We start from the raw sequence: 17891 nt of genomic DNA on the forward strand, positions 1-17891 counted from the left end.
TCTTAACCCCCTTTCGATTTTTTCCACCTTTGATTGAGAATTTTAGGTGTGCAACAATCCCAATTAACACAATGATGCATCCTCATATGCTTATCACCCATTGCAGCAACTTTAACGCATGAAGGCGAATACATGACAGAATAAAATGACTTAACATAAGTACCACTATCAAGGTACATTTCTGTTAAGCCCCCTTTATTCTTTTGTGTCTGGCCTTGATTTAACATAAAATCCATCGTCGTGAATATTAAATGCCCAGTTTCTCCATATCGAACATACATAGTTGTATCTTCATTAATACGGCCATAAAACTTGAAAGGAGTATCAGTTCGACAGAAAAAACTATTCATGGCTTTGCGTAGTAATTTCTTTTTGAAGTTGCCATTATCTACACCGCCAATATAATCGCCACCTTGTGCCAATGCTACTGTAATTGCACCTGTTTGGTCTAAGAACCTTACCATAGCCATAAAAATGTCATCCAGTCGTTTTGTTGTACATGACAATAGTTTGCCATTGCACTCATATCGATGAGCAAAAAGATTATAATCATCATCCAACACTAAAAAATGGATAAGTCCCATTTCTTCGGCAATAGTATGGCAATAATTTCGAGCATAGATAACGCCTTTTAATTCCGGTTCAAGATCAGCAGGGTCTACAAGTACTGCGGCATCTTTTTTACTAAATACTCGCACAATATCTTCACCGTACTTATCAATGTAAGAGTTGCGCATATCGTCCTCATCATCAATTATGATGTATATCTTACCTGTATACCCTTGATTGATTAAAGTTTGATATGTTTTAACATTACCAGCTCGACCATGACTCAAAATAAACACTGCAAAATTATTGTCCATCATTTTCATCACCTAAAATCTCTTCAAGGCTACTAGATAACTGCACATACCCATTTTTAATGGCATCATCATAATCAATAATAACTAATGCTGACCGTTCCATAAGATCCTGCATTTCAGCACTAGCGTTTGCATAATATTCAGCAATTCGCTTGTAATTAAATTGATTATGTCGTTGAGCCGCTTTCCTGAGAAAATCTTTTTCCGTATCGCTCAGATTGCTATCTTCAATCTCCATTAACAAAGCTTCTGTTTTTAAATCATCAATACAACTTTCGAGCGGTACTACTTCGCCTGATGGCTCATATTGAGGGATATTAATATCAGTAGTATAGGTATCATCAACCTCATCAAGGGCCTCTGTATCATCTAAAAAACCGAATTCCGACATATCAATTTCAAGGATTCCTTGCAATTCTTCCATCATAGCATCAGGATCCCACGTAGCGAATTCAGATACTTTGTTATCGGCTAATCTAAATGCTTTCACCTGTTGCGGAGATAAATCATCGGCCACAATACAAGGAACAGTATCCAATCCTAACTGTTGAGCTGCTCTATATCGGGTATGACCTGCAATAATCACATTATCTGCATCAACTACGATAGGCACTTTAAAACCAAATTCTCTGATTGAATTGGCTACCGGTTGCACAGCCACATCATTATGCCTTGGATTATTGTCATACGGCTTTAATTCTGATAATTGCATTTCAACAATATTCATGATAATTCCCTTTCTATAATTTAATATATGGCGGTAGAGGTAGGATTCGAACCCACGCACGCATTACACGTCTATCTGCTTTCAAGGCAGTCCCCTTTGACCTCTTGGGTACTCTACCATGTAAATTTAGGCATGAAAAAAGGACACCTGATTCGGTGTCCTCTTCACAAAACTGTATGCAAGAAGGTGTATATAGTCGTGTCGATTTCGTCATTAGGAGCCACTTACAATTTATCGACACTATCATTATAAAACACCCATAATGACATGTAAATGACAGTTTTGTGACAATTTGTCAAGTTTCGATTGCATGCAATTAAACTGCTTGGATTCCCCATATTAATAATGCCATGTCATTCTCCGCCTGTTCTAAATAGCGGTATACTGTCCGCTTTTCAACATTCAATTTGTCAGCTACAGCATCGACATCTAGCTTATCAATGTAAAAATACACTAGCGATTTAAAGTACGGTTGATTGCGATAATTACATTGTTTTCGATATACATCAAGCATATTATCGACATGCTCCAATATCAATTCTGTACGTCGCTTGCTAGCGAGAATGGATTCAACACGCAATACTCCTCTACGGTTAAACAACTCCGTTAAAAGTAACTGCAGATCAGTCGGAACGCTACTTTCAATGTCAGCTATGGCATTTTCACAATGCTCTTTGAGCTCATTGTACCCAGCCAATAGCTTTTTTGTATTCTTTCTTGCCTGCTCCCGCTTTTTAGCATGATCTTTCTCGATCCTCTGCTCATAAATTTCTATAGCCGTTTCAGTGGCTAATTTGACAACCGTATCAATATCAGTTATCACCTGCAACTGTTCCAATTCTAACACCCCCACAACCCTATAATTTGCTTTGTGTAGCTAATGAATTACGCTGCTTTTTACACCAATTAATGGATCTGTTATGAAACCCTGTTAAAAATCCTCTAATCGGAGTAAAGTCTTCTGCAGTTTCTTTTTGCAAATCATCCAAGAACTGTAATTGTAATTTAGCTTCATATTCAAGCATATTTTGTGTTTCATCCAATACCGACACAGCACCTGCAATAATCATCTCATCAGAGATGTTGTATCGGCTATCTAATAATTTTAGTAGCTTAACCAACGCTATATATATTGCTCTTTTCATAGCTCCACCAACTCAGCATGATCCCATTCACTTACGCAATGTTTTGGGCTACTCCATGAAGTCCCGCCATGAGACCACGTTAACACATACCCATTTTCATATCCTGCAAAATGTCTTTTTTCTTTTGTCGTTGATGCGTTATTCCATACACGAACAGGTGTATCAACAGGAATGTTTGCCCAGTCTATAATCCCTAATTCTTTTGCAATACTTAAATATTGATTTAAATTTGTTTTAGGAAGTATATCTCTAATACAAGTAACCGTTGAATGTTTACCAACAAATTTTAAACTTCCAAATTCATTGAATTCTGGTTTTTCTATAGCCAACCATACTCTACCACAATAATCCTCAGCCAAATATCTCCAGCCATTATCATATAACTTTTGTAATAGCCAGTTCTTCCCTTGTTCATCTGTAATCATTATTTGACCTCCTGCTCCATAAGAACACCGTTAGCATCTACCTTGTATTCTTTGGTTTCAAGTACTACATAGCCAGTATTTTCATAGCCGTGTTTCTTTTCCCATTTATGAAAGATATTTGTCAATGCATCACTCAATTCATCAATATGTTCTTTCTTAACATCTGTCAAATAATCTTCGGACCACTCAGCAATCTCATCGTCAATTTGATGATTAATTATATCTTCGATTACATATTCGGCATCAACCTCCGGGATACAATAATTAGGATGTCCTATTTTTACAATGGTCGCCCCTTTTCTGTCCGGCTCATCTAAAAAATAATTATCGATTGCACCTTGTATTGTATTGCAGGGTATTCCTGCGTCACCATGAGCCACATCTACCCAACACCATTCATTCTTATCTTCGACTAGCATTTTATCACTCCTCATAAGCATCTATTACATAATAATTTGCATCAGCAACGCCATAAACATCATCGATTTCTAAAAAATTGCCATTGATTCTAACATAGCACTGCTCATCAGGATCACACTCCTGTAATGCCTCTATTAGTTCTGCTACTGTCATTTTTTACCCTCCCATGGACTGCGTTTATTAAATATCGCCCAGGCTTTACAATCTTTAACTTCGACACAATAGCCATTATCGCTATGTGGTAAAATCGAAAATTCGTCTAACCTTTCACCCGAAATAGCTACCAAAGTCCCTATTACGTAATCATATTCACTAACATGCACTATCACAACTGTATCAGGTGGCGGTAAACACTTTTTAAATTTATGCCATTTCATTTTTTGACTCCTAACCTAGCATTTGTCTAACAATATAAACAGCTATCGTTTGGCTCTTTTTGTATGCCTCCTGTCTCGCAACTCATATAATATCGTTCCCTCCTTTACTTGTATAAATTCAATTTCGACCCTACTATTCGCTTTATCGATTCCAACTATTTCAGATCCATCATAGTTTGCAACCCACATATCGTCGTCAATAATGCCAGCTTCAGTCAATATATCTGATGTAGCTTGTAATAGACCGACCAAGTCAGGCCAATGCGCCCAATTAGGCATGTAATAGCGGCACCGTAAGGACACAGGGCCAGAATGATACGCTCGTTTACGATAGAATTGCAACTGTTTAAGCGCTAATGCTTGATATTCCTCAAAGGCTTTTGATGGTAAGACACGAGGATATTTCCCAGCGTATACGACTCGCGAACTATTCTTTTTTGTTGCTGGTCGGCCATAAATTACAAGCTTATTCATTCTTAATGCGTAACCTTTCCTTTTTCACTTAATACACTACCTAATGCATTACGCATCTCAGCAGTAACAATATTTAATAGTTCTTCCGGTGTTTTATTAGCATTCTTCGATGCTAATTGAACTACCTGTGCAACTCCTGCACAAAATCCGATTGTTAAATCAGTGAATTGTCCTTCCATTCCAACTTTAATGCATCCATTATCAAAAACTTCTATCTTAATCTTGGTATTTGGTTTCATTTTATTTCTCCTCAAATTTGTGAAATATCCAGCGGGTCCCGTTTAGACTTGCCTTTAAACGATAGAATAAATGACGTTTCTTTCAATCGATCATAAATACGGCTATCATAGCACTTCTTAATTTGTTGAACAGATAAATTTGTAGTGATAATAGTCGCCTTCCCACGTTCAACTCGATCAGAGATGATTGAATCCACCTTACTTGAAACCCATTTATTATCGTATTCGGCCCCGAAATCATCCAGCACAAGTAAAGGGCAATTACGAATGCGATTTTCAAATTCAAGATAGTGTTCAGCTGGTCCCTTACTCAATATGAGCAATGTGTCGAGTAAGCTCATCATTGAAATAAGGTAGCCATTATACCCTTGTTCAATCGCTTGTCGTAATATGCTGATAGCTAATGATGTTTTACCAGTTCCAACTGGCCCCATCATAATCAAGCCCCTTCCACTTTTGATATGCTCATTTAGATGAACAGCATACTTCAAAGCACAGTTATATGCATCCTTATCTTCGGGCGGTGCTCCTAGCTGCTTTAATTTAGAAAATGTCATATCTAAGTATCGACCTTTTATGCCATACTGTGATAGATCTTTTTGACACTCAACTGCAACAGGTGGTGGATAATGTGGAGTATAGAACTCATATCCATTCTCCTGTTTCTTTATCCCAGTCGACTTCACTGCTGTCTGTTGCTGCCTTATTTTTTCTATTTCCGCCGTTACGTCCATTGCTTCCATTTCCCTTTATCACTTCCTCTTTAACCTTATTGTTAAGAATAGCTGTTATATACCCTATACTGCCTTTACCTCGCTCACTAGCAATAGATATGGCATTAACTACCTCATTAGCCCCAAAGTCAACAACTAAATCATCAATGCGCTCTTTAGTAACAGAACTAATTTCTCCTATCTCGCTCATATAGACTCTATAGACCTTAGATTGAGTATCATTTAATTTATTGTCGGACTTTTCAAACAGATCATTGATGTCAATATCATCTGAAGCATTTGCTTCGTTTTGCTTAACTTCATCGTGCTCATCAGTAGAATAGAATATAATATCTTTCTTTTCTTTCTTTTCTTTCTTTTCTTTAGGCAGGTTTGCTAGCTTGCTAGAACTTTTGCTATAGTTATCGCTAGCATTTGCTACGTTTTGCTTAGCATTTGCTAAATATTTGCTAGCTTTTGCTAAGCCGCCTAAACGCCCAGCCTCTCTACGTTTTTCCAAAATTGCATTGGTTTTTGCTAAACGTTCTGCAGTTCTGCGCTGTAAAGATGGCGACCAAAAATACGTTCCATCAGTATCTAATAAATTGCAATCTTTAATTAATGATTGTATAAATTTTTCTACCAAATCTGGCAAATTAGCATTTGCTATATTTGCTACGTTTTGCTTAGCATTTGCTATATTTTGCTTCCAAAAAGCCAAATTGTCTGAGATTTGAAACGCTATAGCAAGCCCAGCAAAGGTGAATTTGTTATAAGGAAGTTTGCAATCTTCCTCAACAGCCAAGCGTTCAATTAAAATCCACCACCACGCATATGACACCATGCCGTGTAATGAAATCATAATCATGATTTTTGGATCACTTAGTGCGCTAACGTCGTGACTGAAATAGTTTGTCAACTTAGCCATAACATCATCCCTCTACTTCCATCTAGTAACAAATATATCCATAACCGAGCACCCCAAAGCCTGTGCCCATCGAAATCGAGTTGAAGATTGAACCACATCTTTGCCACTCAATGCCTTCACAAGTGTTAGAGGCGAGCAATGCGCCTCTTTCATAAAATCCAGTAATGTCATTTGCTTATTATGTAATAAGCGGTGAAATACATCACTCCGTAAAAACATATATCCCCCTTATTTATCAAACATTTCATCGATGTTATTATCATCAATTACTTCCCCTGTATCCGCATCAACAATATCATTACCGACCATAAAAGTATCACCAGCCGCATCTAATGTTTCCCCATCAAAGTCAGTAACTGTATGACCTTCACTATCAATCGTAATTACACCGCCGTCATTTTCTAGTGCAGTAGCTAACGCATTAGATCCTTGCATTTCAATGGACAAGATACCGTATTTACTTAACAATCGTTTGAGTACAGTCTTAACCGCCATCGTATGGAAGTCAGTCAAGCCCCAGCGGTCTGTACCTCCCTTATAATTTCTAGAATACTTTTTGGCGTGAGCCTGCATTTCCTCAATATCCATATATAGGAACTTTTCAAACCCATTAATAAGTTTGAAATAGGCCATGTATCCAATGATTTCATCCCCAGTACGTTCCCCAAACTCATATTCACCCGTAAAGCGATTAACACACTTTACTTCGCCTTCGTATACAGGCACGGCGTTGATAGCCTTATATTGCCCGGTTCTCATAGCTAGTTGTATATAGCCTTTGTAGCCCAACTGAAATTGAGCTTCATAACGGTTAGTCTTTCCATTATGAAACGGAATGATATAAGCAAACCCAAAATTCTGATTTACAGGCAAGTTCATTGCAGCCGCCGTGGCACCAGCACCAATAATGGTGGCTGGGTCGGACTTCATCAATAATTCGTTATTATTAGCGACCGCCAATAAAGACGAAATAAAAGCTGCCGAATTCTTACCAAGAATTTCGTTAAATCGGTTTTTAATATTGTCGTTTGATAACATTCCTTTAAGGGAGTTATCTTGCTTTGCAGGTGCTAATTTGCTTGTTTTTAGAGTTACGTCTTTAGTTGTTGCCATTATTTAATATCCTCCTCAAATACGATTACTTTATTCTCGAGATCAATTCGCACATTGCTAATATCTAGCTCTAATTCACTGCGAAAATCTAAAATTTTAATTTCATAATCATCATCGACTTTTTCAAGTAATGATTTAAGCCATTCTGCCGTCATACTAATATAGCCTCCATTATTTACAACTGAATTGATTCCGTACTGGCTCATTTTTAATTACATATTTGCTGAAAATGTTGGGGTAATCTGCTGCCAATCCTTTTTTATCAAATCCATCAATCGCCTTTTTATATTTCCATGTGATTTTATGATTTTGGGTATAGCCTACTTCATTATTGGCTAATAGCTGGCATAGATTATTTTGGGCCTCTTTAGCCCGTTCCTCAGCGTCCTTTTTATCGGCCTTAGCCTTTAAATACGCTTCAGCATAAATATCGGCGGTATCTTCTAATTGAACTGATTCAGGTTGAGTGCTGGAATATAGTTGTCGTAATGCCTCTTGGCATGAATCAGATCCATCAACCGCTGGCATAGTGTCAGTTAATACAAACGACCAGAACTCTTGCGCCGCTTCAATAATTGCCTCTATAACGTTATCGTTACGAGGAATTTCTTTATAATAGTAGTCATTGCCACCAACTAATGCAGCAATCCACCAACTCTTTTTACCAGTGACAGCCATATAGTGCTGACACTGAATGTAATAGGCATCAGGGACGCTGTCCCCTTGCCATTCATCCACTTTAAATGCGGAGGCTGTTTTGCACTCCAGCCCCGCATCAATGCCTACAATTTCCCTATCAATATTTGCTAATAAAAACGGATATTCAACGGATTGTAGCGTGAAATTATTATTTCTGACACTATACCCGGTGCGAATAGCAAATTCATCTGCAACAATACTTTCGAGCTTTGTCCCCCAATATGTAAATCGATTTCCATCGTCCTTAGATGGTATTGTCCGGCCTGTTTTATCCATCCACACATCAAGTGCAGATCTATAATTGCTTAGGCCTAAAATAGCGGCCATATCTGAACCGCCTATACCACTCTTACGAAACTCTAACCATTCCTCACGAGTGGCTTTATTAGCATCAAACACCTTTTTGTAAGCCATATAATTAAGCTCCCTTCTGTTTTTCAAACAATTTAACATCAATATCCGAAGTATTAGGCGCAATTCTATGGCGATATGCCCATGAAAGAACCTTATTATTGATAGTTTTATTAGTATGTACTGATTTATTAGCATATAATTTTGCTTGCACCAGCAATGCCCCATTGCCTTGTAGTGGCTTTAATTCTAAGCAAGCTACAAATTTATTGGCTTTCTTAACACCCACAATAATGCATTGCCCCTGCTGAATTTTATTCGTGTAAGATCTAACGCAGTTTTTAAGCGCAACACCAATATTCACTAAATCCGCCCCAGTTTCAGGGATAACAAATTCTAATCCGTTTGACTTTTCAGCTAATCCATCAGCCTTTAGCAACTCCACATATTCAAAACGTTGTTTATTTAGAATATTAACCAGCTCATCATGTACATCCCTTAATTTGGGATGTGTTTCCCAGAATGATGCTTTGTTTTCAGCTTCTAACTGTGAATACATAGTTATGATGTCCCATTCAAAATGATTGCTTAAAAACGGGATAAGCTGATTTTTATATTCCTTTCTAAACCTTTTCAAGAATACTAACGCTTGGGCATCATCAAATATTCTGAGTAAGAGATGTTGCTTACGACTGAGCACATCTAACAATAATCGCTGCTCATTTATATCATCGCTCAACATAACAATCCCTTTAAAAGCTGTGATTGAACCCGGATTTTTGTGTAACCAGCGACGCATAAACGGCTTTAAATCTGTTATATTATGTCCCCTGATTAAGGCATCATAGAACGAATGATAACGACGGCCTAAATTAATAACATCAGCGTTAATGGCTTTATTACCTGCTCTGCTCCATTCCCAAAGTTGAAAGGACAATGGTTTTGTTAATGCAGGGCCATCAGGGAATGCCATTCGCCATGCCATATTGAAAATCATTCCAGCACCATACCCATGCTCATTAGACACTCCAGTTGCTTGATAAACATCCTTAACCCGATAACCTGTAATAGCTGACATTCGTTTTTCAAACTCTAAACGAAGCACCTTAAATAACATTCTAAATTGGGTGGCATAGTTAATCGCTGCAGATCTAGTCCTACATTGATGCAGCATGCCAACATATCCATATAGATTATTTGTAGTACCTGAAATATGCTCTAAATCATAAATACTGACTTTCTTTTCACCTCTTAAATCATCAATAAAAAGAACCCTCAAATTTTTAAAATCAAAGCGGATTGTTTGATAAAAACGCTTAGGTTGTTTGATGAGCTGGTCGCCCATCAATACAACCTGATGTCCTTGCATTTGAAGGTCAACCCAATCTTTACAAGAAACAATAGAGAATCTAATATCAATAGGAATCGCATCAGATTCATTAATAATAAGCCCTACATGTTCACGAGAAGGATTAGAACGATGTCCACAGAAAGGACATACATAATAGTGTGCTCGTGTACAGTACCCATTGCCCGGATGGTAATATTCAGGCCATGTAGCAGAGAATGAGGCATCACAATCAGCATGATAGATTACAGTTTTAGGCGCTTGCCATCCCTGATAGCGAACTACACTATCATGTAATTTTGGAATTTCAAACGAATACAATATTTCCATAGTATCAACCAAATAGTTCGTTAATATCAATATCAGTGTTTACTTCTGCTTTAGCTGGCTCAGGCTCAGGTGCTGGTGTAGGATCCTTAGGCGTATTATTCGCCTTTTCTTTCAACTCTGCAGCTCGCTTCTTTCCACTGGCCTGCTTATCATTAATTGCAGCCTTTTTATCGGCTTCACTAACAATATCAATGGCCTTAATAATAGATTGCGATGCTTTAATAACCGCATTATTGTAATCTAGGGCCTCTTGAAACTCATTAGCATCCTCAGGCGATAATTGCATCGCCCGTTCCAATGTTTTATTATCGGCCTTTAATATTTCCACAACTCGTGTGTAATTGCTCTTATTATTCATGTATATACTCCTTCTTAAACAACAATTAACCAATCAATGTAATTAGTTCAGCCGCTAATTCTTTTGTTAAATTATCAACTGTAATTTTATTGCCCGGTACTTTATGTTTGCCCATTAATGCCATATATGGTGTCAATCGATTTGCTTGGTCTGCTAATAACCATTCTTTTGCCTTATCAATTAGAGCCTGTTTCTTTGCAGCTTTATCATCATCGGTTGTATCCTGAACGGGTTCCCTAGCATCTGTCTGTTTTTGCACTACTACGGGGTCTTCTTTAGGTTCTGTATCATTTGTTATTTTTTCAACAGATTTAATAACGGTTACCTCTTCTGCAGTAGGTTTCTTAATCTCCACAGGCTCGCCCGGAGTAGCGTTCTTTGGTCCTAATGCAGCTACATCACAATGTGGTGTTACTACTTCTTTAGGGGAAGCACTTGCTGCTGGTGTAGCCTTTTTAGTAGGCTCAGCTTCTGTAACAGATCCATTCATTAATTCGTTGTACTCGCTAATTTTTTTTGCTAAGTCTTTTGGATTTTTGAATTCGATTGTAAATTGGTTCATGATATTACTCCTTTTCTAAATATGCTTTAATAGCTTCCATTGTTTTAATAACGTTATCGATATGAACACGAATTTCAACCAATGGCGTCGAGCATCTTTCATTTTTCAGATATTCAATTCGATTAGTTAAATAGCTCATAGTCATCCAGCCATAAGGAGTTGGGAAATTTCCAACTTTTTCATAGCTCGCCTTGATAAACCACGGTTCTATTACATTACCGTTTAATTTTAAAGTTAATTGTTCAAGTTCTATTTTTTTGCTCCTTTAAAATTTTCTATGATATAATGTGATTAGGTTATTATTTAACTAGGGTTGTGCTTGTTCCAGCAAGTGCAGCCCTTTTTCTTTCTTTTGCTCGCATTCGTAAATATGTCGTATGACAATCTTTACAAACACAAACGACCTTTCCGATTGCGGTATTAAAAATGTGATATGTTAAGTGGTTTGTTAGTTTGTAGCCGCAATGGTAACAACGCTTCACCATCGAATTAACGCCTCCCCAGTTACCCACCAATATGCAACGCCCCATACTAGCAACATAATCAACGTGCCAAAGATAAAGCCTTCAACTATATCAGCAAGCTGAGGGGCCATCATATTCCGCCTCTCGGATCTGCGACGTCGATATTGTGTAATTCGGTAATGTCGCCATTTCAATGCTTCCGTTCTGTCCGCCATTTGCATGATATTCTTCCCTCCATTCTTCAAATTCTTCTAATATCCCGGGCCGGCTAAAGAAATCAATCATATCTTCAACCAGCCAAGGCCTTACATCCCAGCTCATTCAAAATCACCACCTGCATTGATTGGTTTTACATCAATATTTGTAGAAGTAATAATGATTTGAACATCATTTTTGCCAAATGCTTTGAGCGTATCTCGAATATCACTCATTTGGTCCAGCATTCCGAGGGGTAAATCGGCAAGCATTGATAAAGCGTCTGACATCTTCATCACTCTCCTTTTTTAATTCATCTCTACGAATTCTAAATTCGTGAAACAGCTCCATATACTTATGGTGTAATTCTCCAAACTTAGCCACATACGCTATGGCTGCCAGCTCATAACAGGTCTGCATATTTCTAAGTGCATATTCTTCACTCCCACTATCAAGATCTCTTTTGATGGCTCTCATGCGGGCCTTTAAATATTTCTTTAAATTCGACATTTAGTACTCCTCACATACCCAATAATGACAATATGCTAGCTACCAATGCTGCAAATAGCGCAATGTTCATGCCTAAATCGATTAACGACATAATATTCACCTCCTTATAAATCAAGTTCAAATTTAATCGTATACAGATGATGTAGATACTCCTGATTTCGCCGCTTGATTTCTTCCCTTTCCCCCAGCGGAATTATTGAATGAAATTCGTCATATCTTTGGTTACATACCGCACTCTCAAATCTTAAAATTTCACGTTCAAAGTCGCTTTTGGTATAAGCCCAGTGAGTAATAATAATCATCCCTGTACGTTCGTAATATTCTTTTATCTCTTCCATGGGTTTAAAGCCCCAACCTGCTTTGTAATTCATATCACCCTCCTGAATATAGTTTCAATTAGTAAACTTTTAAGTTAAAAAAATATCTTGCATATTTAATTTAGGATATCTTTCTTTAAACTTTGTAAATATAATTCCCATTTCCTTTTGACTAAACTTGCGGTGTCCATTTTCTTTTAAAGAGTATGCAGCTCTTGAAATAGAAAGCATATTTGCAACTTCTTGCTGACTAAAATTCAGCTCTCGTCTAAACACAGCCAGCTTGTTATATGACATTATCTCACCTCCTTTTTTGTTTTCATTTTGTAACATCTTATGACCTCATTATAGTTTGCAATTAGTAACAAGTCAAATAAACTTTTTATAAAAGTTTTCAATGAGTAGTTTTATTTTTGTTTACAATTTGTTACAATCAACCTAAGGAGGTGTTCTAAATGAAAACATTAGGCCAACGCATCAAGCAATTAAGAAAATTTCAACATTTAACAGGCGATGAGCTTGGTGAAAAATTAAATGTAGGCCGTTCAGCAATCTCACTTTGGGAAACAGATGCAAGAATGCCCTCTGCTGAAATGATTAAATTAATTGCCAACGTTTTCAACGTTTCTATCGATTACCTCCTAACGGGTGAACACCCTACTACGGATGATGGGTATTATTATGATCCGGAAGTGGCGGAATTAGCGGAGGAAATAAAAAATGACCCCGATTTGCGGTTATTATTAGACGCAAAACGGAGCCTATCAAAAAGCGAGATGGAAAGTATTATAAATATCACGAAGTCGTTATTACAAAGGGAGCGGGGGGACGATTACGAGTGATTATAGTTAAGCTAGTAAATTTACCGACTGGCTGCGGGGGATATGTTAGGAAAAACGAAGATGATACCTATACAGTAATACTGAATGCAAAATTATCGCATGCAGAAAATCAAAAAACTTATTTGCATGAACTGAGCCATATTAATTTTGCAGATCATGATTCACCGCATAAGGTCAATCATATAGAATCATTAAGACATCATCGTTAATAAAGGGGAAATGTTTATGTATTGTTCAAATTGTGGTTCTAAACTAGATGATAATGTAAAATTTTGTTCTAATTGTGGGACACCTGTAACGGGTAATCCCCCACCTGCTCCATTGCCGAATGTACAACCAGTGAATGAGATGCCATCTATGCCGGAGTATCCAAAAGAGGTTAACGGGGTAACATTCAATGCAGTACAGGTGACACTAGATACTAGATTATTCGAAAAGTCCGGATTTACCGCCACAATAGAAACAGCTGATGAAATTAAGAAAATTACGGGGGCGGGCATGTTAAAATCCTCAAATGCAGCCACCCAAATGTTTAATGATCCATCATTAAAAAGCATTGTCATGGCATATCAAAGCGGCCAGCCCCTATCTATAAATATTAACGTTGATGACGGACAATTACGGTGCCCGAAATGCCATTCAACACAAATCGAAATTGATAAACAGGGTTTTAGCGGAACCAAAGCATTAGTTGGCGGATTATTAACAAGTGGTATAGGATTGGTTGCCGGATTTCATGGTAAAAACAAACGAAAAGGCGTATGCTTAAAATGCGGGCACAAGTGGAGCATATAAAAGGGAGATTTATATGGATTTAAAGAGGCCAGAAAACAAGGTTACCTTAATTGATAAAATTAAAACTCTAGCAAATGATATACGTACTTTTTTGATTGTCTTAGTAAATCAAGATCACCATAAAGCGGCCCTAATGTACTATTGGTTACGTAATTATTTACAATACATAAAACAAGAGGAGGCTTTCGACGCTAAGTATTTTCCAACATTTCAACCCGGTCATATTGTAAAAGTAGATTTTGGCTTTGGAATAGGTAATGAATTTGGTGGACTTCATTATGCAATAGTATTAAGTCCGAGCACAAACAAGAGTGGTATGGTTACCGTTGTGCCTCTAAGATCACTGAAACCACATAAAGAAAAACCAACTACATTATATAAAACAGACATTTATTTGGGATCTGAATTATTTACAGTTTTATTTTCCACAGCAGGGAAATTACTAGATACATGTAGTGCAGAAGTAAGGCGATTAGAAAATATCGAAGTTGGAACATTATCCAAATCTCAATTACACACTCTCACTGAACAGATTGAAAGTGCACATAAAATGTTAATTAAACACGAAATAATTATGAAAGAAGTGGCACGATTAAATTCAGGTACAGTAGCTGTGGCCTCACAAGTTCGCACAGTTAGCAAAATACGAATTCAAAACCCTACATGTAAACAAGATGCCCTTTTTAATATGCGAGTGGAGAAGCATGTAACGGACAAAATCCGCCAAGCAATTAAGGAAATTCACGGTATAAAATAGAAAAAATGCAATAAAAGTTGTAATTTTCTACAGAAAAATTGACAAATTTGTTGATTTTTTTATACAAAAAATCTATAATATAAGAACAAAGAGGTTAAGCCTCAAACTAAAATTATTATAAGCGGTTTAGCCGCAAAAAAGATAAGGTCTTGTTCTTATACGTTCAAGGCCTTATCTTTTTTATTTGTCATAAGGAGCGAACATATGAGCGAAACTACTCAGATAGGTGTTATTTATGCCCGATATTCCTCGGACAAACAACGTGATGAATCTATAGACGGCCAAATAAGAGAATGCATGGCCTATGCAGAACGTGAAGGGATCACAATAACAAATACATACATAGACCGTGCTTTGAGTGCTAAAACAGATGATAGGCCCGAATTCCGCCAAATGATCCTAGATAGCAATAAGCAAGCCTTTAATTATGTGCTGGTATATCAATTAGATAGATTCAGTCGAAACCGATATGATAGCGCTATATATAAAGCAAAGTTACGAAAAAATGGGATACGAGTTATATCCGTTAAAGAAAATATTAAAGATGACCCTAGTGGTATCATCCTTGAATCGGTATTAGAAGGCATGTCCGAATATTATTCAGCAGAATTGTCACAAAAAGTAATGCGTGGAATGACTGACAACGTATTACAGGGTAAATGGGTAGGCACCGTTGTCCCCTATGGATACAAATTATCTAATAATAGGCAGCTAGAAATCAACGAACATGAAGCCAATGTTGTACGTAAATTATTTGATATGTATTTACAACGTCATACACTTAGCGAAATGGCGTCCTATATGAATGCAAATGGACATCTAACCCATAAAGGCAAGCCATTCAATACAAACAGCATTAAGGCCATTATTAGCAATGAAAAATATATAGGAGTCTATTCTTGGGGATCAGAACGCATAGAAAATGCTATTCCCCCTATCATAGATAAAAATATATTTGAAAAAGCACAGCACAAACGAAATTTACGTGCTAAAAAGAAGGGCAATCGAAGTGAGCTATACCAACTATGCGGAAAGCTAGAATGCGGACGTTGCGGAGGAAATTATGTGGGCTCAACGGGTACATCTAAAACAGGTGCCCTGCACCATTATTACGTATGCAGCAATAGACGTCGCAAAAATGCCTGTAAGGCTCAAAATATTAGACGAGATGCCCTTGATGATATTGTCATAAGCCAAACCCTTGCGATACTAAATAAACCTAATGTGGTTAATAAAATAGCTAAATATGCTGCCAGCTCAGGTAAAAATCTTCAAAGCGAAACTGTTGCACAAATTGATATAATTGACGCTCATATTCGTGATTTGAAAAAATCATTAGACAATTATATGACCGCCATTGCAAATGGATTCATTTCTGATGTATTAAAACACAGAATTGAGTCTACCGAACAAGAGTTAAAAGACCAGATTGAGATAAAAACGAACCTCGAAAATACCATTATCCCTGTAGAACTTACAGAAGATCATATCCGTTTCTTTTTGCTAAAAATGGCAAAAGAAAATCCTAGCACCCTACGTGGGCGTGCTAGGATTATAGAGGCTTTTGTTCATCATGTGACTATATATGAAGATCACATTGAAATTGTCTTTAATTATAAAAACGAACTTTCAGAGTTCCATGATAAAACTCTTGAAAGTTCGCTTTTAAATGATTTGGTGACCCAGAAGGGATTCGAACCCCTGGCCTTTTGATTCGTAGTCAAACGCTCTATCCAGCTGAGCTACTGAGTCATGTACAAGGTACTCACTTATATTAACATAATGATTGCGGCTACGCAAGCATTTTTTAATATTTTTTGAGTAATTTTATGGACATGCGGCCCGAAGACCGCCATCCAAATTTTGGCAGGGGCAGTAGGACTTGAACCCACAACCAACGGTTTTGGAGACCGCTACTCTACCAATTGAGCTATACCCCTATATTCATCAAGCTTTGCTTGATACTTGATTAGTTTAACAAATATTACATACTATGTCAAGAAATATAGGCTTATTAATCAATAAATAATAAGAAATATTAAAGGAAAAGAGCCCTCTTTCAAGGGCTCTTATGTCTACCTAACTTTTACCTTTATATATACGGGAGATGGTATATATAATTAGAGAGTTTTGTATATGTATTGTTTTGTTTATACACAGGGAGAGTATTGTTGTGTATTTAAGTGTTGTTTTATGTGTTGTATTGTTTTGTGTTGTTTGTATTATTTGTAAAAGGGACAGGTAAAAGTTATTAGTAGTAGACCTCCATTTCCTTAGTTGATCTCAATCAACTATAGCTAGTATATAGATAGTTCGTGAAAACATAGTGAAAGTGATATGAAATATAATCAAAACGAGTAATTTTTGGTACATTTTGGTATATTATTAAATATCAGAAAGATAGCTATAAAGCACGTATTTACTAGGCTAGATAGGGACCTATATAAAAAAGTGATAATTCTATGCATGAATAGAATATGTAATAAATAGTAATTATTAAAATTTATAATTAGACCTTCATTAATTATATTATCAATTAATTGATAATATAATTAAAAAATAATGAACTAAGCGATGCAGTGAATCTGTCGTCGTTTTATTCTTTTTACCTTTAACTTGCCCTGCTTACCAGGTCCCCCTGGGAGGATAGGAAGCCATATACAAAAAAAGACACACCCTCAGGTGTGCCTTTAAGCAATCAGCGGCTTCCTATCCTCCCAGGCCGTCTCCAGCCAAGTACTTTCGGCGTTTATGAGCTTAACTACTGTGTTCGAGATGGGAACAGGTGGATCCTCATAGCCATCGCCACTGAATCTGTCAGAGTTTGTACTCTGAAAACCACATAGAAGTATATATATTTGTTGCACATTCTGCTTAATGTTTTATTATATGTTGCGTCCCATACTCAAAGTACACGTCTGGAGGATTGCGTCGAAGCC

Annotated in this window: 28 protein-coding genes, 3 tRNA genes and 1 rRNA gene; 4 read left to right on the forward strand and 28 right to left on the reverse strand. The window is 37.0% G+C overall.

The window, feature by feature from the left end; translation table 11 throughout:
* Positions 1-2 precede the first annotated feature (2 nt).
* The 25 genes from HMPREF0874_RS03995 to HMPREF0874_RS04100 form a co-directional block, all read right to left on the reverse strand.
* Complete coding sequence (locus HMPREF0874_RS03995) at positions 3-866, reverse strand: hypothetical protein (RefSeq protein ID WP_198001852.1); 864 nt, start codon at positions 864-866, stop codon at positions 3-5.
* The gene (locus HMPREF0874_RS04000) at positions 853-1590 is read right to left on the reverse strand and encodes a ParB N-terminal domain-containing protein (RefSeq protein WP_008601687.1); all 738 of its coding nucleotides are present in this window, start codon (positions 1588-1590) and stop codon (positions 853-855) included. Before HMPREF0874_RS04000 ends, HMPREF0874_RS03995 begins: the two co-directional genes overlap by 14 nt.
* 28 nt (positions 1591-1618) lie before the next feature.
* Positions 1619-1708: transfer RNA gene (locus tag HMPREF0874_RS04005), tRNA-Ser, on the reverse strand.
* Positions 1709-1906: 198 nt separating this feature from the next.
* Complete coding sequence (locus HMPREF0874_RS04010; protein ID WP_039965093.1) at positions 1907-2428, reverse strand: DUF1492 domain-containing protein; 522 nt, start codon at positions 2426-2428, stop codon at positions 1907-1909.
* Positions 2429-2447: 19 nt separating this feature from the next.
* A complete protein-coding gene (locus tag HMPREF0874_RS04015) occupies positions 2448-2735 on the reverse strand; it encodes a hypothetical protein (RefSeq protein ID WP_008601691.1) in 288 nt (95 codons plus the stop codon).
* Positions 2732-3160: a hypothetical protein gene (locus tag HMPREF0874_RS04020; RefSeq protein WP_008601694.1), complete on the reverse strand. Its 429-nt coding sequence runs from the start codon at positions 3158-3160 to the stop codon at positions 2732-2734. The genes HMPREF0874_RS04015 and HMPREF0874_RS04020 overlap by 4 nt, the downstream gene beginning before the upstream one ends.
* The gene (locus tag HMPREF0874_RS09850) at positions 3160-3579 is read right to left on the reverse strand and encodes a hypothetical protein (protein ID WP_050760768.1); all 420 of its coding nucleotides are present in this window, start codon (positions 3577-3579) and stop codon (positions 3160-3162) included. The genes HMPREF0874_RS04020 and HMPREF0874_RS09850 overlap by 1 nt, the downstream gene beginning before the upstream one ends.
* A 4-nt stretch (positions 3580-3583) precedes the next feature.
* Complete coding sequence (locus HMPREF0874_RS10010; protein ID WP_008601697.1) at positions 3584-3733, reverse strand: hypothetical protein; 150 nt, start codon at positions 3731-3733, stop codon at positions 3584-3586.
* A complete protein-coding gene (locus tag HMPREF0874_RS04030; protein WP_008601699.1) occupies positions 3730-3957 on the reverse strand; it encodes a hypothetical protein in 228 nt (75 codons plus the stop codon). The genes HMPREF0874_RS10010 and HMPREF0874_RS04030 overlap by 4 nt, the downstream gene beginning before the upstream one ends.
* Before the next feature lie 42 nt (positions 3958-3999).
* Positions 4000-4431, reverse strand: a complete 432-nt coding sequence (locus HMPREF0874_RS04035; protein WP_008601701.1) for a hypothetical protein — start codon at positions 4429-4431, stop codon at positions 4000-4002.
* A gap of 2 nt (positions 4432-4433) precedes the next feature.
* A complete protein-coding gene (locus HMPREF0874_RS04040; RefSeq protein ID WP_008601710.1) occupies positions 4434-4670 on the reverse strand; it encodes a hypothetical protein in 237 nt (78 codons plus the stop codon).
* Between the two features lie 11 nt (positions 4671-4681).
* Complete coding sequence (locus HMPREF0874_RS04045) at positions 4682-5413, reverse strand: ATP-binding protein (RefSeq protein ID WP_008601713.1); 732 nt, start codon at positions 5411-5413, stop codon at positions 4682-4684.
* A complete protein-coding gene (locus HMPREF0874_RS04050; RefSeq protein WP_008601715.1) occupies positions 5316-6311 on the reverse strand; it encodes a Lin1244/Lin1753 domain-containing protein in 996 nt (331 codons plus the stop codon). The genes HMPREF0874_RS04045 and HMPREF0874_RS04050 overlap by 98 nt, the downstream gene beginning before the upstream one ends.
* Before the next feature lie 12 nt (positions 6312-6323).
* The gene (locus tag HMPREF0874_RS04055) at positions 6324-6530 is read right to left on the reverse strand and encodes a hypothetical protein (RefSeq protein WP_039965096.1); all 207 of its coding nucleotides are present in this window, start codon (positions 6528-6530) and stop codon (positions 6324-6326) included.
* A gap of 9 nt (positions 6531-6539) precedes the next feature.
* The gene (locus HMPREF0874_RS04060; protein ID WP_008601717.1) at positions 6540-7424 is read right to left on the reverse strand and encodes a recombinase RecT; all 885 of its coding nucleotides are present in this window, start codon (positions 7422-7424) and stop codon (positions 6540-6542) included.
* Complete coding sequence (locus HMPREF0874_RS10015) at positions 7424-7579, reverse strand: hypothetical protein (RefSeq protein ID WP_156780607.1); 156 nt, start codon at positions 7577-7579, stop codon at positions 7424-7426. The genes HMPREF0874_RS04060 and HMPREF0874_RS10015 overlap by 1 nt, the downstream gene beginning before the upstream one ends.
* Positions 7580-7595: 16 nt before the next feature.
* The gene (locus HMPREF0874_RS04065; RefSeq protein WP_008601720.1) at positions 7596-8537 is read right to left on the reverse strand and encodes a YqaJ viral recombinase family protein; all 942 of its coding nucleotides are present in this window, start codon (positions 8535-8537) and stop codon (positions 7596-7598) included.
* A 4-nt stretch (positions 8538-8541) separates the two neighbouring features.
* A complete protein-coding gene (locus tag HMPREF0874_RS04070) occupies positions 8542-10152 on the reverse strand; it encodes a PcfJ domain-containing protein (protein WP_008601722.1) in 1611 nt (536 codons plus the stop codon).
* Positions 10153-10156: 4 nt separating this feature from the next.
* The gene (locus HMPREF0874_RS04075; protein WP_008601723.1) at positions 10157-10510 is read right to left on the reverse strand and encodes a hypothetical protein; all 354 of its coding nucleotides are present in this window, start codon (positions 10508-10510) and stop codon (positions 10157-10159) included.
* A 25-nt stretch (positions 10511-10535) separates the two neighbouring features.
* On the reverse strand, positions 10536-11072 hold the full coding sequence (locus HMPREF0874_RS04080) for a hypothetical protein (RefSeq protein ID WP_008601725.1): 537 nt from the start codon (positions 11070-11072) through the stop codon (positions 10536-10538).
* Positions 11073-11076: 4 nt separating this feature from the next.
* Complete coding sequence (locus HMPREF0874_RS10145; RefSeq protein WP_255324078.1) at positions 11077-11211, reverse strand: hypothetical protein; 135 nt, start codon at positions 11209-11211, stop codon at positions 11077-11079.
* A 339-nt stretch (positions 11212-11550) separates the two neighbouring features.
* Complete coding sequence (locus HMPREF0874_RS10020) at positions 11551-11757, reverse strand: hypothetical protein (RefSeq protein ID WP_156780608.1); 207 nt, start codon at positions 11755-11757, stop codon at positions 11551-11553.
* 202 nt (positions 11758-11959) lie between these two features.
* Positions 11960-12241 carry a hypothetical protein gene (locus tag HMPREF0874_RS04090; RefSeq protein WP_008601734.1) on the reverse strand — a complete coding sequence of 94 codons (282 nt, stop codon included), beginning with the start codon at positions 12239-12241 and terminating at the stop codon, positions 11960-11962.
* 104 nt (positions 12242-12345) lie between these two features.
* The gene (locus tag HMPREF0874_RS04095; protein ID WP_039965102.1) at positions 12346-12612 is read right to left on the reverse strand and encodes a hypothetical protein; all 267 of its coding nucleotides are present in this window, start codon (positions 12610-12612) and stop codon (positions 12346-12348) included.
* Between the two features lie 36 nt (positions 12613-12648).
* On the reverse strand, positions 12649-12891 hold the full coding sequence (locus HMPREF0874_RS04100) for a helix-turn-helix transcriptional regulator (RefSeq protein ID WP_039965104.1): 243 nt from the start codon (positions 12889-12891) through the stop codon (positions 12649-12651).
* Between the two features lie 122 nt (positions 12892-13013).
* Between HMPREF0874_RS04100 and HMPREF0874_RS09855 the strand changes: the two genes are divergently transcribed.
* The 4 genes from HMPREF0874_RS09855 to HMPREF0874_RS09910 all read left to right on the forward strand — a co-directional run bounded on the left by HMPREF0874_RS09855 (position 13014) and on the right by HMPREF0874_RS09910 (position 16665).
* On the forward strand, positions 13014-13400 hold the full coding sequence (locus HMPREF0874_RS09855) for a helix-turn-helix domain-containing protein (protein WP_008601738.1): 387 nt from the start codon (positions 13014-13016) through the stop codon (positions 13398-13400).
* Between the two features lie 225 nt (positions 13401-13625).
* A complete protein-coding gene (locus tag HMPREF0874_RS09860) occupies positions 13626-14195 on the forward strand; it encodes a zinc-ribbon domain-containing protein (protein WP_008601741.1) in 570 nt (189 codons plus the stop codon).
* Between the two features lie 13 nt (positions 14196-14208).
* Positions 14209-14952 carry a type II toxin-antitoxin system PemK/MazF family toxin gene (locus HMPREF0874_RS04115; RefSeq protein WP_008601744.1) on the forward strand — a complete coding sequence of 248 codons (744 nt, stop codon included), beginning with the start codon at positions 14209-14211 and terminating at the stop codon, positions 14950-14952.
* A 204-nt stretch (positions 14953-15156) separates the two neighbouring features.
* Positions 15157-16665 (forward strand): recombinase family protein, encoded by a 1509-nt coding sequence (locus HMPREF0874_RS09910; protein ID WP_071985080.1) that lies wholly within the window; start codon positions 15157-15159, stop codon positions 16663-16665.
* Here the strand turns inward: HMPREF0874_RS09910 and HMPREF0874_RS04120 are convergent.
* The 3 genes from HMPREF0874_RS04120 to rrf form a co-directional block, all read right to left on the reverse strand.
* Positions 16628-16704 (reverse strand) — tRNA-Arg (locus HMPREF0874_RS04120). The two genes, HMPREF0874_RS09910 and HMPREF0874_RS04120, sit on opposite strands and share 38 nt — an antisense overlap.
* 112 nt (positions 16705-16816) lie before the next feature.
* Positions 16817-16892, reverse strand: a tRNA-Trp gene (locus HMPREF0874_RS04125).
* A gap of 756 nt (positions 16893-17648) precedes the next feature.
* A 5S ribosomal RNA gene (gene rrf / locus HMPREF0874_RS04130) occupies positions 17649-17765 on the reverse strand.
* Positions 17766-17891: the final 126 nt, after the last annotated feature.

Source organism: Veillonella sp. 6_1_27 (genome assembly GCF_000163735.1).
Classification (GTDB): domain Bacteria; phylum Bacillota; class Negativicutes; order Veillonellales; family Veillonellaceae; genus Veillonella; species Veillonella parvula_A.